General features: G+C 72.5%; 17 protein-coding genes and 1 pseudogene. 12 read left to right on the plus strand and 6 right to left on the minus strand.

The window, feature by feature from the left end:
• Window positions 1-84: 84 nt before the first annotated feature.
• Window positions 85-1203: a Cro/Cl family transcriptional regulator gene (locus ABZ564_RS03670; RefSeq protein WP_360848908.1), complete on the minus strand. Its 1119-nt coding sequence runs from the start codon at window positions 1201-1203 to the stop codon at window positions 85-87.
• Window positions 1204-1584: 381 nt separating this feature from the next.
• Window positions 1585-1740, minus strand: a pseudogene (locus ABZ564_RS03675) (helix-turn-helix transcriptional regulator); the annotation flags it as partial.
• A 125-nt stretch (window positions 1741-1865) separates the two neighbouring features.
• Between ABZ564_RS03675 and ABZ564_RS03680 the strand changes: the two are divergent.
• A complete protein-coding gene (locus ABZ564_RS03680; RefSeq protein WP_360848911.1) occupies window positions 1866-3440 on the plus strand; it encodes a DUF6350 family protein in 1575 nt (524 codons plus the stop codon).
• On the opposite strand, the gene ABZ564_RS03685 is transcribed toward ABZ564_RS03680, so the two are convergent.
• A complete protein-coding gene (locus ABZ564_RS03685) occupies window positions 3430-4389 on the minus strand; it encodes a hypothetical protein (protein ID WP_360848826.1) in 960 nt (319 codons plus the stop codon). The two genes, ABZ564_RS03680 and ABZ564_RS03685, sit on opposite strands and share 11 nt — an antisense overlap.
• A gap of 330 nt (window positions 4390-4719) precedes the next feature.
• On the opposite strand from ABZ564_RS03685, the gene purN reads away from it, so the two are divergent.
• The 5 genes from purN (at window position 4720) to ABZ564_RS03710 (ending at window position 10099) form a co-directional block, all read left to right on the plus strand.
• Entirely contained in the window at window positions 4720-5376 is a 657-nt protein-coding gene (gene purN, locus ABZ564_RS03690) for a phosphoribosylglycinamide formyltransferase (protein WP_360848829.1), read from the plus strand.
• Window positions 5363-6916, plus strand: a complete 1554-nt coding sequence (gene purH / locus ABZ564_RS03695; protein ID WP_360848832.1) for a bifunctional phosphoribosylaminoimidazolecarboxamide formyltransferase/IMP cyclohydrolase — start codon at window positions 5363-5365, stop codon at window positions 6914-6916. The genes purN and purH overlap by 14 nt, the downstream gene beginning before the upstream one ends.
• A gap of 228 nt (window positions 6917-7144) precedes the next feature.
• Window positions 7145-8014, plus strand: coding sequence for a bifunctional methylenetetrahydrofolate dehydrogenase/methenyltetrahydrofolate cyclohydrolase (locus ABZ564_RS03700; RefSeq protein WP_360848835.1), 870 nt, complete (start codon window positions 7145-7147; stop codon window positions 8012-8014).
• 20 nt (window positions 8015-8034) lie between these two features.
• Complete coding sequence (locus ABZ564_RS03705) at window positions 8035-8763, plus strand: DUF3017 domain-containing protein (RefSeq protein ID WP_360848838.1); 729 nt, start codon at window positions 8035-8037, stop codon at window positions 8761-8763.
• 346 nt (window positions 8764-9109) lie between these two features.
• Window positions 9110-10099, plus strand: a complete 990-nt coding sequence (locus tag ABZ564_RS03710) for a malate dehydrogenase (RefSeq protein ID WP_360848841.1) — start codon at window positions 9110-9112, stop codon at window positions 10097-10099.
• 147 nt (window positions 10100-10246) lie between these two features.
• Here the strand turns inward: ABZ564_RS03710 and ABZ564_RS03715 are convergent, their stop codons facing one another.
• Entirely contained in the window at window positions 10247-10756 is a 510-nt protein-coding gene (locus ABZ564_RS03715; RefSeq protein ID WP_360848844.1) for a carboxymuconolactone decarboxylase family protein, read from the minus strand.
• 46 nt (window positions 10757-10802) lie between these two features.
• On the opposite strand from ABZ564_RS03715, the gene ABZ564_RS03720 reads away from it, so the two are divergent.
• A complete protein-coding gene (locus tag ABZ564_RS03720; RefSeq protein WP_360848847.1) occupies window positions 10803-12209 on the plus strand; it encodes a PLP-dependent aminotransferase family protein in 1407 nt (468 codons plus the stop codon).
• Between the two features lie 26 nt (window positions 12210-12235).
• On the opposite strand, the gene rocD is transcribed toward ABZ564_RS03720, so the two are convergent.
• A complete protein-coding gene (gene rocD, locus ABZ564_RS03725) occupies window positions 12236-13441 on the minus strand; it encodes an ornithine--oxo-acid transaminase (RefSeq protein ID WP_360848850.1) in 1206 nt (401 codons plus the stop codon).
• 246 nt (window positions 13442-13687) lie between these two features.
• Here rocD and ABZ564_RS03730 point away from each other — a divergent pair, with 246 nt between their 5' ends.
• The 5 genes from ABZ564_RS03730 (at window position 13688) to ABZ564_RS03750 (ending at window position 17768) form a co-directional block, all read left to right on the plus strand.
• Window positions 13688-14116 carry a hypothetical protein gene (locus ABZ564_RS03730; protein WP_360848853.1) on the plus strand — a complete coding sequence of 143 codons (429 nt, stop codon included), beginning with the start codon at window positions 13688-13690 and terminating at the stop codon, window positions 14114-14116.
• The gene (locus tag ABZ564_RS03735) at window positions 14116-15474 is read left to right on the plus strand and encodes a hypothetical protein (RefSeq protein ID WP_360848856.1); all 1359 of its coding nucleotides are present in this window, start codon (window positions 14116-14118) and stop codon (window positions 15472-15474) included. The genes ABZ564_RS03730 and ABZ564_RS03735 overlap by 1 nt, the downstream gene beginning before the upstream one ends.
• 4 nt (window positions 15475-15478) lie before the next feature.
• Complete coding sequence (locus ABZ564_RS03740) at window positions 15479-15946, plus strand: hypothetical protein (protein ID WP_360848859.1); 468 nt, start codon at window positions 15479-15481, stop codon at window positions 15944-15946.
• 101 nt (window positions 15947-16047) lie between these two features.
• On the plus strand, window positions 16048-17061 hold the full coding sequence (trpS, locus tag ABZ564_RS03745; protein WP_360848862.1) for a tryptophan--tRNA ligase: 1014 nt from the start codon (window positions 16048-16050) through the stop codon (window positions 17059-17061).
• A 116-nt stretch (window positions 17062-17177) separates the two neighbouring features.
• Window positions 17178-17768, plus strand: coding sequence for a 2'-5' RNA ligase family protein (locus tag ABZ564_RS03750; RefSeq protein WP_360848865.1), 591 nt, complete (start codon window positions 17178-17180; stop codon window positions 17766-17768).
• A gap of 15 nt (window positions 17769-17783) precedes the next feature.
• Here ABZ564_RS03750 and ABZ564_RS03755 read toward each other — a convergent pair whose 3' ends face one another.
• A complete protein-coding gene (locus ABZ564_RS03755) occupies window positions 17784-18572 on the minus strand; it encodes a decaprenylphospho-beta-D-erythro-pentofuranosid-2-ulose 2-reductase (RefSeq protein WP_360848868.1) in 789 nt (262 codons plus the stop codon).
• Window positions 18573-18724 lie beyond the last annotated feature (152 nt).

Here is an 18724-nt window from a genome sequence, read left to right on the forward strand (position 1 = left end):
CGCGCGGCAGCGCCTCACCGTACGTGCGACGCGGGCCCGTCCCCCGACCGGGGGACGGGCCCGCGTCGTTGTGCGCCGGGCCGTTCAGCCGGTCTCGGGGACCAGCCGGGCCGGGCCGTTGAACAGCTCTTCGCCGAGCTTCTTCCGCAGCTTCACGTCCTGCGGCGTCAGTTTCTGCGGGCCGCCGAGCGGCGGCACCCCGCCGACCTTCTGGGCGGGCGACGGGGGCGTCTCGTACTTCCGGGGGGCCGTCGCCAGGGTGATCAGCGTCAGTCCGACGATCAGCACGGTGAACGCGATGGCCGCCCTGGCCCACAGCTGCGCCTTGCGTTCGCTGCCGGTACGGATCAGTTCCGGTACCGGGAGCGAGGGGGCGGGCCGGCTGCGGGCGAGCGTGCCGAGGTGCTCGTGGATCAGCGCGGACTGCTCGGCCGGGGACGCGGACTCGGCGACCTCGGGCAGCCGCTCGGCGACGACCGCCCGCGCGGTCACCAGCCGCCCGGCCGCCGCCCGCGTGCTCGCCTCGGTCTCCGCCGCGGTCTCCGGCAGCCCGATCCCCACACCGTCGTGCAGCACCAGGGTGCGACGGTACGAGGGGGGCAGGGCCAGCAGCGCGTCGAGCAGCGCGCGCGAGGCCGGTGCCTCCGGCGGGGGGTCGAGGCGGCGGTGCTCACGGTTCAGCCGGCGCCACGGGGACATCGCGTACTCGTACGCGGCGGCCCGCACCCAGCCCACCGGGTCCCGGTCCACCGCCACCTCCGGCCACCGTTCCCAGGCCAGTTCGAACGCCTTGGCCACGGACGCGCGGGAGAGGGCCCGCCGCCCGGTCAGCAGATAGGTCTGCTGGAAGAGGGCCGAGGCGGCATACCGATACAACGCGTCGAACGCCTCCCCCGGCGAGAGGCCGCTCGCAGCACCCGAGGCCGGCTCGCCCGGCTCGCCCCCGGCCCCGGTCCCGGCGGTCCCGGCGGCCCCGGTGGTGCCGCTTCCGGTCGCCACGGCTTCCGGCGCAAGGACGTCGGCGGGCGCGCCGGTCTCAGGCGCGACAGCCTCGGCGGCTTCAGGCATGACCGCCTCGACCGCCTCGACCGCCTCGACCGCCTCGACCGCCTCGACGGCTTCAGGCGCACCGGCCCCGGCGGCTTCGTCCGGTTCAACGGCTTCGCCCGGTTCGACGGCTTCGCCGGGTTCGGTGGCGGCCATGGCAACGCTCCCGGTGGCTTCGACGGGGTCCGGTGGAGGGGGCGTCGGCGCCCCGGCCGACTCGACGACAGACGCGGGTGCGGGGGCCGCCCGTCCGGCGGCGGACGGGGGCATCGCCTCCGCCCTCTCGGCGGACGCCGGCGCCGAAGCCGGCCCTCCGGCGGCGGTCGGGGAGGTCGCCTCTTCCCGCTCACCGGTGGCCGCAGGGACCGAATCCGCCCGGCCGGCCATCGGCCTCGGCGTGGTGTTCGATGCCTTTTCCGGAGCCGAAGCCGCCTTTTCCGGGGCCGAAAAGCTCCCCGGGGCCGGGGTGGCGACGCCCGCCGCACCCGTGCCGATCAGGCGGGCGTACGCCTCGCGTTTGCGGCCGCGGGGGGTGGTACGGCCCGTTTCCCAGGCCCGTACAGTCGCCCGGCTGACGCCGACGGACGCCGCGACCTGCTCCTCCGTCAGCGACTTCGCCTTCCGCAGCCTGCGCCGCTCCTTCGGCGAGGGGAGCGGAGGAGTGGCGGCCGTGCCGGACGTGCTCTGCGTCATGCGGGCCGCCCGCACGGCCTGCACCGGGTGAAAAAGTACATAAACGTATATTGAGCGACACCACGGCCGTTCGCCCGTTACACGGAATAAGCGCGTGTCGTTGGGAGCATGACCGCGTGACCCAAGTGACCGAACGCAGCCCGTCGTTGTCGGCCGAGCAGGGGCGGTCCGCCGTGCTGGTCCCGGCCATGCTGCGCGGGGCCGTCGCGGCCGGGCTCGGCCTGGGATCCGTGGCCGTCCTCGTCGCCGCCCTCTGGATCAGTTCCCCGGCCCCGGACAGCGGGCCCGGCGAGGTGTTCCAGGCGGCAGCGGGAGTGTGGCTGCTCGCGCACGGCGCGGAACTGATCAGGACCGAGACGCTGACCGGGGCCCCGGCGCCCGTGGGGGTCGTCCCGCTGCTGCTCGCCGTCCTGCCGGTGTGGCTGGTGCACCGGGCGGCCAGGGGTGTGCCGGCGCCCGACGAGGGGCGCGGCACTCCGTCGCCCGGGGGTACGTTCGCCTCGGTGACGGGTGGATATCTGCTGGTCGGCGGGGCTGTCGCCCTCTACGCGCGGGACGGCTCCCTGTCCGCCCGCCCGCTCTCGCTGCTCTTTCCGGCCGCCTTCGTCGTGGCGGGCGCCGCCGCGGCCGGGGTGTGGACGGCCTGCGGGCGCCCGCTCGGCCCGCCGCCCTCCTGGGCGCCGTTGCGGCTGCACGAGGCGATGGCGCGCACCCGGTTTCTGCGGCGGGCCGATGCGGTGGGCCGGTCGGCGATGGCCGGGACGGCGGTCCTGCTGGGCGGTGGCGCCCTGGTCGTCGCGTCGGCCCTGGTCCGGCACGGCGAACCGGTGCAGGAATCCTTCCTGCGGATCGCCGGTGACGGGGGAGGCCGCATCGCCGTCCTCCTGCTGGCGCTGGGGCTGGTGCCGAACGCGGCGGTGTGGGGCGCGTCGTACGGGCTCGGGCCGGGCTTCGCCCTCGGTACGGCGTCGACGGTCACCCCGCTCGCCTTCACCGGCCCCCCGGCCCTCCCCGACTTCCCGCTGCTGGCCGCCATGCCGGCCCACGGCCCGGGCACGCCCCAGAACTGGGCGGCCGGGGCGGTCCCGGTGGCGGCGGCGCTCACGGTCGCCTGGTTCACCGTACGGAGGGCGGCGCCGGCCCACGGCGTACGGGAGGAGGCGTGGAGCCTGCGGGAGACCGCGCTCACCACCGCACTGGGCGCGGCCGGCTGCGGGATCGGCGCGGCGCTGCTGGCGGCGGCGGCCGGGGGCCCGCTCGGCACGCACGCCCTGGCGGACTTCGGCCCGGTCTGGTGGCTCACCGGGACGGCGGCCCTGGCGTGGACGATCGTCATCGGCGTCCCGGCGGCCCTGCTGCTGCGGGCCTGGCGGCTGCGCGGACTGACGGGGGAGGAGACCGAGGCGGAGGCCGGGAAGGAACGTACGGCCGCCGCGCCCGTTCCCCGGCCGGCCGAACCGGTGACGGCCGAGCCCGCGGACGGCCCCCGCCGCAGGTGGTGGTCCCGGAACGGCCGCCGCACCGCCGGTGAGCGGGAGCCACAGCCCGACGGGGCGGCCGCCCCCGTCCCCGTACCGGCGTCCACCGGGGGAGAAGAGGCCGACTTCGACGGGTACGACTTCCTGCCGACCGATCCCTGGCACGCGCGGGAAGCCGGTGAGCCCCGGGAAGCGTCCCCCGGGACGTCCGCTACCGCTTGACGCCGAAGAAGGGTTCCAGCGGCTTCGGGAGCAGATCGTTGCAGGTCAGCTGGCCCGACTTGGTGAGGGCGTCGTTCACGCAGGTGTAGTAGTCGCGGTAGACCATCTGCACGGTGAACGTCGTCGCGACGATGACCAGCGCGATCACGCCCGTCACCAGGCCGCTCACCGCGGCCGTGGTCTGCTGCCGGCCCCCGCGCTGGGCGGCCAGGGTGTTCGGCGCGGCCGTACCACCCTGCCCGGCAGGCCCCCGAGCCCCGGCCACGGGCGCCCCGGAACCCTCCGCTCCACCGGCCGCACCAGCACCGGTACCGGCACCAGAACCGGCACCAGAACCGGCATCAGCGCCGGCACCAGCACCGACGCCGGCACCCGCGCCGCCCGGCGCCGGCTGCTTCGGCTTGGCCCGCAGCGCGCTGATCGCCCAGTACGTGGCGAGGGCGCCGAGCAGCAGGGCGATCTCCGAGAAGTCGAAGATCGCGAAGAAGAGGGCCCACATGCCGGCGAGCAGCGCGTAGCGGGCGCGGCGCTGGATGGGGTCGGTCGGGTCCCAGCGCGGGCCCGCGGGGGCTCCGTCCGGCCCGCCCTTCCCGCTCGGTCCGCCCGGTCCGGCAGGGCGGCCGCCGAACGAGCCGTTCTGGCGGCCCGGCTGCCTGCTGCTCCACTGGCTGCCCCAGACGGGCCGGCTGTCGGAGGACCCGTCGTCGGGCTGGTCCCCGCCGTTCCCGTCGTCGCCGTTGCCGCCGCCGGACGGGTGGCGCGGCTGCCAGGGCTGGTCGGGGCGGTCCTCGGGTGGCGGCGCGAACGGGTTGTCGTCGTCCCGCGGACCTCCGGAGGAGTCGGAGGGGCCGGAGGAAGAGGAGGAAGACGAAGAGGAGCGCTCGCGCATCAGCAGGGTGGCCCGCTCGGGCAGCGGCTGGCGGAAGGCGGTGCGGCGTCGGTCCGGCATGTGGTGAACGTCTTCCCCATCTCGTCGTTTCCGCCCGGCGGACGGTTCGCTGCCCCTGACGCTACCTTCCGGCGAGGAGGGGCCGAAAGCGGGGAGCGCGGGCGCCGCGGCTCGTACGCGCGGGCGGGCGGGCCGGGGCTCGCTCACCCCGTCAGGCAAGGGCCCGGCGAGGTGCCGGTATCGTTGCTGACGGTCGGCCCGTTCGTAGAGTTCCCCGTATCGGGGAGCGCGCTTCTTTCGTACGACCGTACAAATCGCATGCCGTCGCCCCAGTGCCGTGGTGGCGGGCCGGCCGCTTCGAACCGCTCGCACGCGAGAAAGGGCCCAGCCGTGGCCTCCCCGCTTCCCTCCGCCGCCCCGGCCCGTGTGGTCGTCCTGGTCTCCGGGTCCGGTACGAACCTCCAGGCCCTGCTCGACGCGATCGGCGACGACCCCGACGGCTTCGGCGCCCGGATCGTCGCGGTCGGCGCCGACCGCGACGGCATCGCCGGCCTGGAACGCGCCGAGCGTGCCGGGCTCCCCACCTTCGTGTGCCGCGTCAAGGACCACGCCTCGCGCGAGGAGTGGGACGCCGCGCTCGCCGAGGCCACCGACGCGCACCGGCCGGACCTCGTCGTGTCCGCCGGGTTCATGAAGATCGTGGGCAAGGAGTTCCTCGCCCGGTTCGGCGGCCGGTTCGTCAACACCCACCCCGCCCTGCTCCCCAGCTTTCCCGGTGCCCACGGCGTGCGTGACGCGCTCGCGTACGGCGTGAAGGTCACCGGGTGCACCGTCCACTTCGTCGACGACGGCGTCGACACCGGTCCGATCATCGCGCAGGGCGTGGTCGAGGTGACCGAAGAGGACACCCCGGAGGGCGAAGCCGCCCTTCACGAACGCATCAAGGAAGTCGAGCGCAAGCTGCTCGTCGAGGCCGTGGGGCGGCTCGCCCGCGACGGCTATCGCATTGAGGGACGAAAGGTTCATCTCGGTCATGTCGGTGAATAAGCCCATCCGCCGCGCCCTGGTCAGCGTCTACGACAAAACGGGGCTCGAAGACCTCGCCCGCGGTCTGCACGAGGCGGGTGTCGAGCTGGTCTCCACCGGCTCCACCGCCGGAAGGATCGCCGCCGCCGGGGTCCCGGTCACCAAGGTCGAGGAGCTGACGGGCTTCCCCGAGTGCCTCGACGGCCGCGTCAAGACGCTGCACCCCCGCGTCCACGCCGGCATCCTCGCCGACCTGCGCCTGGAGGCGCACCGTGAGCAGCTCGCCGAGCTGGGCGTCGAGCCGTTCGACCTGGTGGTCGTCAACCTCTACCCGTTCAAGGAGACCGTCGCCTCCGGCGCCACCGCCGACGAGTGCGTCGAGCAGATCGACATCGGCGGCCCCTCGATGGTCCGCGCCGCCGCCAAGAACCACCCGTCCGTGGCCGTCGTCACCAGCCCGGAGCGTTACGCCGACGTGCTCGCCGCGGTCAAGGAGGGCGGCTTCGACCTGACCGCCCGCAAGCGGCTCGCCGCCGAGGCCTTCCAGCACACCGCCGCCTACGACGTGGCCGTCGCCGGCTGGTTCGCCGCCGATTACGCCGCCGCCGACGACTCGGGCTTCCCGGACTTCCTCGGTACGACGTACACGCGCGAGAACGTCCTGCGCTACGGCGAGAACCCGCACCAGCCCGCCGCGCTCTACACCTCCGGCACGGGCGGTCTCGCCGAGGCCGAGCAGCTGCACGGCAAGGAGATGTCCTACAACAACTACACGGACACCGACGCCGCCCGCCGTGCCGCGTACGACCACGCCGAGCCGTGCGTCGCGATCATCAAGCACGCCAACCCGTGCGGCATCGCGATCGGCGAGGACGTGGCCGAAGCCCACCGCAAGGCCCACGCCTGCGACCCGGTCTCGGCGTACGGCGGTGTCATCGCCGTCAACCGTCCGGTGACCGTGGCCCTGGCCGAGCAGGTCGCGGAGATCTTCACCGAGGTCATCGTCGCCCCGGCGTACGAGGACGGCGCGGTCGAGATCCTGTCTCGCAAGAAGAACATCCGCGTGCTGCGCTGCCCCGACGCCCCGGCCGCCGAGGTCGAGATCAAGCCGATCGACGGCGGCGCGCTGCTCCAGGTCGCCGACCGCCTCCAGGCCGAGGGCGACGACCCGGCCAACTGGACGCTCGCCACGGGCGACGCGCTGTCCGCCGACGAGCTGAAGGAGCTGGCCTTCGCCTGGAAGGCGTGCCGCGCGGTCAAGTCCAACGCGATCCTGCTCGCCAAGGACGGCGCCTCGGTCGGCGTGGGCATGGGCCAGGTCAACCGGGTCGACTCCGCGAAGCTCGCCGTCGAGCGCGCGGGTGAGGAGCGGGCGGCCGGTTCGTACGCGGCGTCCGACGCGTTCTTCCCCTTCCCGGACGGGCTGGAGATCCTGACCGCGGCCGGCGTCAGGGCCGTGGCGCAGCCGGGCGGTTCGGTCCGCGACGAGCTGGTGGTCGAGGCCGCGAAGAAGGCGGGCGTCACGATGTACTTCACGGGCACCCGGCACTTCTTCCACTGATCCGTACGGCGAAGGGCCGGTCTCCCCGAGCGGGTTCGGGGAGACCGGCCCTTCGTGTGCCGTCCGCCGCGGGCGGCCGTGACCGGGCCGGCCCTGCGGCCCGCGTCGTCGACAGGCCGAAAGCGGGTTTGTCCAGTCGCGTCCGAAGAAGTTGCGCAAGTGCAACCTGGCCTTCCGAGCCGTGGTCGGAATTGGTCCCAGGGTGGGGTCATCCGCGAGTATGGGCACATGACTGCCCAGATTCTCGATGGCAAGGCCACCGCAGCCGCGATCAAGTCCGATCTGACCGTCCGCGTGGCGGCCCTCAAGGCCCGAGGTGTCACGCCCGGCCTGGGAACCCTGCTGGTCGGGGACGACCCGGGCAGCAGGTGGTACGTGAACGGCAAGCACCGCGACTGCGCGCAGGTCGGCATCGGCTCCATCCAGCGCGAACTCCCCGACACCGCGACGCAGGAGGAAATCGAGGAGGTCGTCCGCGAACTCAACGCCGACCCCGCCTGCACGGGTTACATCGTGCAGCTTCCCCTTCCCAAGGGAATCGACACCAACCGCGTCCTGGAACTGATGGATCCGGCCAAGGACGCCGACGGCCTCCACCCGATGAGCCTCGGCCGGCTCGTGCTCAACGAGACGGGCCCGCTGCCGTGCACCCCGCAGGGCGTCGTCCAGCTGCTGCGTCACCACGGCGTGGAGATCAACGGGGCGCACGTCGTGGTCGTCGGACGCGGTGTCACCATCGGGCGGTCCATCCCGCTGCTGCTCACCCGCAAGTCGGAGAACGCCACGGTGACCCAGTGCCACACCGGTACGCGGGACCTGGCCGCCCACCTGAAGCAGGCCGACATCATCGTCGCCGCCGCGGGTGTGCCGCACATCATCAAGCCGGAGTACGTGAAGCCGGGGGCCGCGGTCCTCGACGTGGGCGTCAGCCGCGACGAGAACGGCAAGATCGTCGGCGACGTCCACCCGGGCGTGGCCGAGGTCGCCGCCTGGATCTCGCCGAACCCGGGCGGTGTCGGCCCGATGACCCGCGCCCAGCTGCTCGTCAACGTGGTCGAGGCCGCCGAACGCGACGCCGCGGCCGTCTCCGCCGGCTGACCAGGTCCGGGAGGAACCCCATGGGTGCTGGTACCAGCCCGGTCGACGGCTCCGGCTCCGCCGAAGAGTCCGGGGCCCCGGCGGAGCGGGAAGCGGAGGCCCGCGCGGGCGCGTCCGGCACGGCCGGGGCCGGTGCGAGCGTGTCCGGTGCGGCCGGGGCCGGTGCGGCCGAGGTCGCCCCGGCCGTGTCCGGGACGAGCGGGACCGGCGTGACTCGGACGGGCGCGACCGCGGCCGGCGCGAGCGCGACCGTCTCCGGCGCGACCGTCTCGGGCGCGACCGTCTCGGGCGAGGGCAGGACCGGCGAGCCGGCTCCCGCGCCCGCGACGCCCGGCACCGACCCCGCCGCCGCGGCCCGGGCGCGACGGTTCTCGTTGACGCGGGACACCGCGCGGCCCGAGGGCGGGGGACGGGCGGCCGGCGGGGACGCGCCCGCCCCGGCCCGGCAGTGGCCGCTGCTCGCCGTGCTCTGCATGGCCGGCATCGGGCTGCTGATCGTGGCGGCCGATCCCTTCGAGGAGGCCTTCCGCGTCGGCACGATACTGATCGGCGTGGCCCTCGTGGCGGGGGCGGTCCTGCGCCTCGTCGTCCGTTCGGTGGGCATGCTCGCCGTGCGGTCCCGCTTCACCGACCTGGTGACGTACGGGCTGCTGGGCACCCTCATCGTGCTGCTCGCGCTGGTCGCGCAGCCGCAGCCGTGGCTGGACATCCCGTTCCTGGAGGACGCGGTCCACTTCACGGTCCGCTGACCTGCGACGGAAGGACCGGTGTCCGTCCCCTCCCCCGAGAAGGGACGGACACCGGGGCGGGGGCGACCCGGAGCGAGAAGCTCCGGACCCGGCGACGTGAGCGGCCTCGCCCCGGCCTGCGTCCAGCCTTGTCGACGTGCCCCCGCCCGTTCAAGGGATGGCTGTGGCCTGTGGCACGGAAGTGACCATTCCGCCACTGTGTGATCGTCAGGCAACGGGGGTCGGGCGGCCGCGGGGTTCCGGGTCGGATAGCCTGGCGGGCGGATATCTCTTCACATCAAGATTCAGGGATGTCCCGCACCAGGGGCCAGGAGCCCGGACCGCCAGCTGTCTAACGGAGATCGCCATGACCCGCACTCCCGTGAATGTCACCGTGACCGGCGCAGCCGGCCAGATCGGCTACGCGCTGCTCTTCCGCATCGCCTCCGGCCACCTGCTCGGCCCGGACGTGCCGGTCAACCTGCGTCTCCTGGAGATTCCCCAGGGGCTGAAGGCCGCCGAGGGCACCGCGATGGAGCTCGACGACTGCGCCTTCCCGCTGCTGCGCAACATCGAGATCACCGACGACGCCAACGTCGGCTTCGACGGCGCGAACGTCGCCCTGCTCGTCGGCGCCCGCCCCCGCACCGCGGGCATGGAGCGCGGCGACCTGCTCTCCGCCAACGGCGGCATCTTCAAGCCGCAGGGCAAGGCGATCAACGACAACGCCGCGGACGACATCAAGGTCCTCGTCGTCGGCAACCCGGCCAACACCAACGCGCTCATCGCGCAGGCCGCCGCCCCGGACGTCCCGGCCGAGCGCTTCACCGCGATGACCCGACTGGACCACAACCGCGCGATCTCGCAGCTGGCCGCCAAGACCGGTGCCGCCGTCTCCGACATCAAGAAGCTGACGATCTGGGGCAACCACTCGGCCACCCAGTACCCCGACATCTTCCACGCCGAGGTCGCCGGCAAGAACGCCGCCGAGCTCGTCAACGACGAGGCCTGGCTGGCCGACACCTTCATCCCGACCGTCGCCAAGCGCGGCGCCGCGATCATCGAGGCCCGTGGCGCGTCCTCCGCCGCCTCCGCCGCCAACGCCGCCATCGACCACGTGTACACCTGGGTCAACGGCACCGCCGAGGGCGACTGGACCTCCATGGGCATCCCGTCGGACGGCTCCTACGGCGTGCCCGAGGGCATCATCTCGTCCTTCCCGGTCACCACCGAGAACGGCACCTACAAGATCGTCCAGGGCCTGGACATCAACGAGTTCTCCCGTGCGCGCATCGACGCCTCGGTGAAGGAGCTCACCGAGGAGCGCGACGCGGTCCGCGCGCTCGGCCTCATCTGAGACATCACCCCCCAAGGGGTACGCACCACGCCCCCGGCAGCCGTAGCGCTGCCGGGGGCGTGGTGGTTCCGTCCTCGGAGGCCGCGCGGCTCGCCGGGGCGCGGCCGTGGTGCGGGGCCCGCGGACCGGACGCGGTCGCGGTGACGCTCAGCGGTGGTCGCCGGGCGTGTAGTGGCCCGGCGCCATGCGCGTGGACACCTGGAACCGGTTCCAGGCGTTGATCGTGATGATCGCGCCGAGGAGGTGGGCCAGCTCCTCCTCGCCGAAGTGCTTCGCGGCCCGCGCGTACACCTCGTCCGGGACGAAGCCGTCGGTCAGCACGGTCACCGCCTCGGTCAGCTCGATCGCGGCGATCTCCTTCGGCGTGTAGAAGTGCTGCGACTCCTCCCACGCGCTGAGCTGGATGATCCGCTCCAGCGACTCGCCTGCGGCGAGCGCGTCCTTGGTGTGCATGTCCAGGCAGAACGCGCAGTGGTTGATCTGCGAGGCGCGGATCTTCACCAGCTCGGCGATCACCGGGTCGATGCCCTTGCGGGAGGCGGCGTCCAGGCGGGCCATCGCCTTGTAGACGTCGGGGGCGTGCTCGGACCAGACCATGCGCGGGGTGTGCTCGGGGCAGTAGCCGGAGGTGCTGTCGCTGTTCTCGTTCGTCGTCATGCCATAACGCTACGGGGAGAGTGGCGCAGCGGTATGGTCCATTTCCATGACAGATCCATGGGCCACTTTCGGCGCCGATCTGCACCTCGACCCGACCGGCTCGACCGGGCTGCGGGCCGGCCTGATGGACGCCCTGCGCGAGGCCGTCCGCACCGGCCGCCTGACGCCCGGCACCCGCCTGCCGTCCTCCCGCACCCTCGCCGCCGACCTCGGCATCGCCCGCAACACCGTCGCCGACGCCTACGCGGAGCTCGTCGCCGAGGGCTGGCTCACCGCCCGTCAGGGCTCCGGCACCCGGGTGGCCCGCCGCGCCGCCCCCCGGCCCACGACGGCGCTCCGGGCCCCGCGCGCCAGGCCGCCGCGCGGCGCGCCCGCGTACAGCCTGAAGCCGGGCACCCCCGACCTGGCCACCTTCCCGCGCGCCGAGTGGCTGAAGGCCGCCCGGCGCGCCCTGTCCGCCGCACCGAACGACGCCTTCGGCTACGGCGACCCACGCGGCCGGGTCGAGCTGCGCACCGTCCTCGCCGAGTACCTGGCCCGGGCGCGCGGGGTGTACGCCGACCCGGACCGGATCGTGGTCTGCTCCGGCTTCGTGCACGCCCTGATGCTGCTCGGCAAGGTGCTGCGGGGGCGCCGGGTGCGGGAGGTGGCCGTCGAGTCGTACGGGCTGGACGTCCACACCCGCCTGCTCACCGACGCCGGGCTCCGCATCCCCTGCCTGCCGCTCGACGAGCTCGGCACCCGCACCGGCGAACTGCACACCCTGCGGAACGCGGGCGCGGTCCTGCTGACACCCGCGCACCAGTTCCCGACGGGGGTGCCGCTCCACCCGGACCGTCGCGCGGCGGCGGTCGACTGGGCGCGGTCCACCGGCGGGCTGGTCCTGGAGGACGACTACGACGGCGAGTTCCGCTACGACCGCCAGCCGGTCGGCGCCCTCCAGGGCCTGGACCCGGAGCGCGTCGTGTACCTGGGCACGGCCAGCAAGTCCCTGGCGCCGGGGCTGCGGCTCGGCTGGATGGTGGCGCCGCGAGCCCTGGCCGCCGGGATCGCCGAGGCGAAGGGCGTCAGCGACTGGGCACCGAGCGCGCTGGACCAGCTGACGCTCGCGGAGTTCATGGCCTCGGGCGCGTACGACCGGCATGTGCGGTCCATGCGGCTGCGCTACCGCAACCGCCGCGACCAGCTCGTGGCGGCCCTGGCGGAACGTGCGCCACAGATCCGGGTCAGTGGGATCGCCGCCGGGCTGCACGCAGTCCTGGAACTGCCGGAGGGCAGCGAGGCCGAGGTGATCCGGGCGGCGGCCTGGCAGGGCCTCGTGGTCGAGGGCCTGGCCTACTTCCGCCACCCGGACGCCGACCTGAAGCGCGAGGCGCTGGTCATCGGCTACGGCACCCCGACCGACAGCGCCTGGACGGGCGCGCTGGAGGCGCTGCTGCGGGTGCTCACGTAAGGGGCGGGCCCGCGCCCGCCCCCGGTTCAGCCGCGCAGGACCTCGCGCAGCTGCTCAAGACCCCAGTCCAGGTCCTCCTTGCCGATCACCAGCGGCGGTGCGATCCGGATCGTCGAGCCGTGGGTGTCCTTCACCAGGACCCGGCGCTCCATCAGCTTCTCGGAGATCTCCCGGCCCGTCCCCAGCTCCGGCTCGATGTCCACGCCCGCCCACAGCCCGCGCCCCCGTACCGCCCGTACCGCGCCCCCGCCCGCCAGCAGCCCCAACTCCCGGTGGAGGTGGTCGCCCAGCTCGGCGGCACGCTGCTGGTACTCGCCGGTGGCCAGCATCGCGATGACCTCCAGCGCCACCGCGCAGGCGAGCGGGTTGCCGCCGAACGTCGAGCCGTGCTCCCCGGGCCGGTACACCCCGAGCACCGCCGCCGACGACACCACGGCCGACACCGGCACCACCCCGCCGCCGAGCGCCTTGCCGAGGAGGTACATGTCCGGCACGACGCCCTCGTGCTCACAGGCGAAGGTCTTCCCCGTCCGGCCCAGGCCCGACTGGATCTCGTCGGCGATGAACAGCACGTCCCGCTCACGGGTCAGCTCCCGGACCGCGGCGAGATAGCCCGGCGGCGGCACCAGCACGCCGGCCTCGCCCTGGATCGGCTCGATCAGCACCGCCACCGTGTTCTCCGTCATGGCCTCGCGCATCGCGGTGAGGTCCCCGTACGGCACGATCTCGAAACCGGGGGTGTACGGGCCGAAGTCGGCGCGGGCCTCCGGGTCCGTGGAGAAGCTGATGACCGTCGTCGTCCGGCCGTGGAAGTTGCCGGCGGCGACGATGATCTTCGCCATGCCGTCCGGGACGCCCTTGACCCGGTAGCCCCACTTGCGGGCGGTCTTCACGGCCGTCTCGACGGCCTCCGCCCCGGTGTTCATCGGCAGCACCATCTCCATGCCGCACAGCTCCGCCAGGCGCGTACAGAAGTCGGCGAACCGGTCGTGGTGGAAGGCCCGGGAGGTGAGCGTGACCCGCTCCAGCTGCGCCCGCGCCGCGTCGAGCAGCCGGCGGTTGCCGTGGCCGAAATTGAGCGCCGAGTATCCGGCGAGCATGTCGAGGTAGCGCCGGCCCTCGACATCGGTCATCCAGGCCCCGTCCGCCGTGGCGACGACGACGGGCAGCGGGTGGTAGTTGTGCGCGCTGTGCGCCTCGGCGGAGGCGATGGCGTTTTCCGTGGTCGACACGGGATCTCCGATCGTCGTGCGGTGCGGGCGGGGGTGTGCCCACTTTGTATCGTCGGTCGGATCCCCGCCGAGGAAACCTCCACTTCGCGGCGCGCCCGCGTCTTCCCCTGCCGGGACGCAGGCGGTGCGTGGGCCGATTTCCGGGCCTCCGAGCAGTCCCGAGGCCGAAAGGCTTCTTGCGCCAACGGACTGCGCGGGTAGCGTTACCGCACTCCGCGTTGGTGATGCTTATGCAAAGGGGGATGCATGTCATTCAGGGAGGACGGGGCGCGGCTCAAGGCGGATGCGGCGCCTCGCGAGCAGATGGCTCCGATGCGGCTTGCCTCTGCCGAGTCCGGACCCCTTACCGCTTGGAACACGACCGGCACGGATTTACGACTGACGGACGAGCCGATACGGACCAAGGCATCCGGAATACGCACGACGAGCTCCGAAGCCAGTGAGAAGTCGAAGCTCGACGACGCGGAAGCGGTGGGGAAGCTGCACTCCGGCTGGCTCGCCGGCGCCGCGAGCAACGACTGCGTGGCTGCCTGGCAGAGGCATCTGCACGGACTCGGCGACCTCGTCGAGGGCGCTGCCGCCGCCTTGACCAAGGCGATGGACAGCCAGATCGGCGAGGACGTTTCCCTTGCCCAGCGGCTCAGGGCCCAGGCCGACTGGCTGGAGGATGCCTGATGGTTTCCGTGAGCGAACTGAGCAGCGCCCAACCCGGTAAGTGGCGAGATGCCGCCGACGACGCAATCGCAGCCGCGAAGCAGTGCGAAGGCATCAGCTCCTACGCCCGGGACGAAGTCGCCTCCACTCTCGGGCAGTGCTGGGTGGGGGACACCGGGCGCGCGGCACGCGGCCGTTTCGTGAAGCACGCCGACGACTACGAAGCGGCGTCCATGGCGCTGTGCGCCATGGCAAGGGTCTACGACCGCCTGGCCGACGACATCACCGACGCACAGCGGGACCTGACCGGCGCCCTCGACTACGCCCGCACCCATGAGCTGAAGGTCGATGACAGCGGGCGGGTGCAGGTGACCGAGACCGTGGCCGTACCGCCGGGCAGCACGGAGCACCTGGAACCAGTGCTGCACGCCCAGGGCATCATCGAGGACGCCCTGGCGAAGGCGAGCCGTGCCGATGTCGATGCGGCGCGAGCCCTGCGCCCCGTCGAAGGGCTCACGGGAATCGCTGACCCCGAGCTCGTCAAGGAGGCACTCGACGGCGACAGCCCCTTGAGCATTGCGCTGCGTCTGGCCGGTGGAACGGACGGGCTGCACCCGGTCAACGTGTCGCCCGCCCAGCTGGCCGCGGTGGACAGAGCCGCCCGCGAGACGGGCATGAGCAGAAAACTGCTGCTCGCCATCCTCTGGCAGGAGCAGCAGTGGTACCAGAACCACAACCCCAGCCTGCGAGGGCCGCTCAGCTCGTTCGGCCGGTTCTTCGACTGGTCCCTCCAGCAGACCGTCAAACCGGACAAGTCGCTTGGCATCACGCACATGAAGCTGGAGACCGCGAGGGCGGTCATCGACAACAACCAGGAACGGTTCACGCTCTCGGACGGCACATATCTCGGGGACCTCAACGACTCTCAGCTCACCAAGTACATCGAGGAGAATCCCGATGAGGACGTCCTGCTGAGTGCCTATCACCTCAAGGCGCTGCAGGACCAGCCCTACGGCGCTCAGACCGACAAGCAGCTGTTCACGCTCTATGCCGCGGACACCCCGGACGTCCGGGAGAGGAACGAGCAGTACGGTGACGAGTCCGGAGCCCGGGGGGCCGACATCAAGGTCCGGGGGGAGAACTGGGACAGGCTCGAGCCTCACCTCGACGACGCGATGGCCTGGGACGCGCTGAGCGACGAAGAGCGTGCCAAGGCGATCCGGCAACTGGAGTCGGACACACCTGCCGGACACCATGTCTCCATCGAGCCGGTCTACGTGGCGGGTGGTCCCACGACAGGGACCGGCAGCGGTGACCCCGAACCAGGAACGCCGTCACCCAGCCCCGGACCGCCGCCGACACCCCCTGGGAACGACTGAGCACATGAAGAAGACGAGCTTCATTCTCGCGGCCCTCGTCCTTGCCGCGGGCCTCACTGCCTGTGGGCCGACGGAGACGAACAGTTCCCGTCCCCGCGTCCCGATGCCCAGCAGTGTTCCCACGGAGCCGGTGTTCGCCACTGCGGACGATGTGATGGAGGCCATGGGTGACGGGGGTCTTGAGTGCAGGCTTCTCCGTCGCGCGCGGGCCAACTTCGGCTCGGGACTCGACTGTGTCGCCGAAATCATGGGCACGGAGGTGGAGAACGAGATCCACGTACTCGACCCCGCCAGATTCAGCCGTGACGACATCGGAAACTCCATCGCCGGCAGGCGCGAGGTGTACGGACACACGATCGTGGCTGCGGGCAACTGGTACATCTGGGTCAGGTATGCCGTGTTCGCCCCGCAGGTCGCCAAAGCCCTCAAAGGCGTCGTTCTGTCCCCCGTAGGCCGCGGGCAGCCGACCTGAGGAGCCGGGCCGCGCCATGTCCCCGGGTTCCCGCCCGGCGTCCTCACACCTTTCCTCCACCGGCTGCCCGAGAAGACCCGCGCACCTGAGACAATGACCCCATGGCCTCTGAACGTCCCCGTGTGCTTTCCGGAATCCAGCCCACCTCCGGCTCGTTCCACCTCGGCAACTACCTCGGCGCGGTCCGCCAGTGGGTGGCCCTGCAGGAGTCCCACGACGCCTTCTACATGGTGGTCGACCTGCACGCGATCACCGTCGCCCAGGACCCGGCGCAGCTGCGGGCCAACACCCGGCTCGCCGTCGCCCAGCTGCTGGCCGCCGGGCTCGACCCCGAGCGCTGCACGCTGTTCGTCCAGAGCCATGTGCCCGAGCACGCCCAGCTGGGCTGGGTCATGAACTGCCTGGCCGGGTTCGGCGAGGCGTCCCGCATGACGCAGTTCAAGGACAAGTCCGCCCGGCACAGCGCCGACCGCACCTCGGTCGGCCTCTTCACCTACCCGATGCTGATGGTCGCCGACATCCTGCTCTACCAGGCCGACGAGGTCCCGGTGGGCGGGGACCAGCGCCAGCACCTGGAGCTGACCCGTGATCTCGCCGAGCGGTTCAACACCACCTACGGCGACACCTTCACGATCCCGGACCCGTACATCCTCAAGGAGACGGCGAAGATCTACGACCTCCAGGACCCGTCCTCGAAGATGAGCAAGTCGACGGCCAACCCGAAGGGTCTGATCAACCTCCTGGACGAGCCGAAGACCACAGCCAAGAAGGTGAAGAGCGCCGTCACCGACACCGACACGGTGATCCGCTTCGACCTGGCCGAGAAGCCCGGCGTCAGCAACCTGCTCGCCATCTACTCGGCGCTCACCGACGCCTCGGTGGCGGAGCTGGAGCAGAAGTACGAGGGCAAGGGCTACGGCGCGCTGAAGACGGACCTGGCCGAGGTCGTGGTCGACTTCGTCACACCGTTCCGCACGCGTACGCAGGAATACCTGGACGACACCGAGACGCTGGACTCCATCCTGGCCGAGGGCGCCGAGAAGGCGCGGGCCGTGGCGGCGGAGACCCTGGCGCTCACCTACGACCGGATGGGTCTTCTGCCGGCCAAGCACTGAGTCCAAGGACCCTGGCGGCGAGGCACGCACAGGCGGCACACTGGCGGCGTGAAGCTTGCGGCTGTCCGTGGCTGAAAACAGTCCATCGAGGTGTACCGAGGATTGAGGAGAACGACGTGGGGACCGTAACGCTCGGCGTTTCGATCGCGGTCCCGGAGCCCTACGGCAGCCTGCTCCAGGAGCGGCGCGCGAGCTTCGGGGATCCTGCCGCACACGGCATTCCCACCCACGTCACCCTCCTGCCGCCGACCGAGGCGGAAGCGGCCGACCTGCCCGCGATCGAGGCGCACCTCGCCTCGATCGCGGCCGGCGGCCGCCCCTTCCCGATGCGGCTGTCCGGCACGGGCACCTTCCGCCCGCTCTCGCCGGTCGTCTTCGTCCAGGTCGTCGAGGGCGCCTCGGCCTGCTCCTGGCTCCAGAAGCGGGTACGGGACACCTCCGGGCCCCTGGTGCGCGAGCTGCACTTCCCGTACCACCCGCATGTGACCGTTGCCCACGACATCCCCGAGGCGGCGATGGACCGGGCGTACGCGGAGCTCGCCGACTACGAGGCGTCCTGGATCTGCGGCTCCTTCGCCCTGTACGAACAGGGCCCGGACCGCGTCTGGCGCAAGATCAACGAGTTCCCGTTCGGAGCGGGCGGCACCGGCCCCGCCGTCCCCGCGCAGAGCGGCAGCTCCCTGGACGCCTCGTCCCTGCGCCCGTAGGACGCCCGGCGCGGGTCAGACCGGCAGGCGCCGGAACAGCGGCCTCGGCATGTGCCGCAGCGCCGACATCACCGCGCGCAGCGCCCCCGGCACCCACACCGTCTCCGACCGCCGGCGCAGCCCGGTCACGATCGCGTCCGCCACCGCACCCGGCGTCGTGACCAGCGGCGCCCGGGTGAACGGGACCGTCGCGAGCGGCCCCCCGGCTCCCCGGACCGCCGCCGCGTCCGGGACCACGAGACCCGGGCGGACGACCATCACGTGCACCCCCGTGCCGTGCAGCGCGTCCCCGAGGCCCTGGGTGAACACGTCGAGGCCCGCCTTGCTCGACCCGTAGATGAAGTCCGCGCGCCGGGCCCGCTCACCGGCCACCGAGGACAGCACCACCAGCGAGCCGTGCCCCTGCGCCTGGAGCGCCCCGGCGCACACGAGACCGGCGGAGACGGCCCCGGTGTAGTTCGTCTGGGCGACCCGGACCGCGGCGAGCGGGTCCTCCTCGTCGCGCTCCTGGTCACCGGGGATGCCGAAGGCGAGGAGCACCATGTCGATGTCGCCCTCGGTGAAGATCTTGCCCAGGACCGTCTCGTGGGACTCGGTGTCCAGCGCGTCGAACGCCACGGTCCGCACGTCCGCCCCCCGGTGGCGCAGGTCCTCCGCGGCGGCGTCCAGGGCGGGGGAGGGGCGGCCGGCCAGCCAGACCGTGCGGGTGCGGTGGGCGATCAGGCGGCGGGCGGTGGCGAGCCCGATCTCCGACGTGCCGCCGAGGACGAGCAGGGACTGCGGGGCACCGAAGGCATCCTTCACGGAACGCTCCTTGAAGAGAGGGGGAGGGGCGGCACCAGTGCCGCGGCGGCCAGGGTTCGCCCCGTCGCGACGCCATGCACGCACTCTCGCCGCACCGGCCGAAAACCCGAGTACGTCCAGTACGAGGGCTTCCGGCCGGCACGCCGGGAGCA

This window comes from Streptomyces sp. NPDC019224, assembly GCF_040632605.1.
GTDB lineage: Bacteria > Actinomycetota > Actinomycetes > Streptomycetales > Streptomycetaceae > Streptomyces.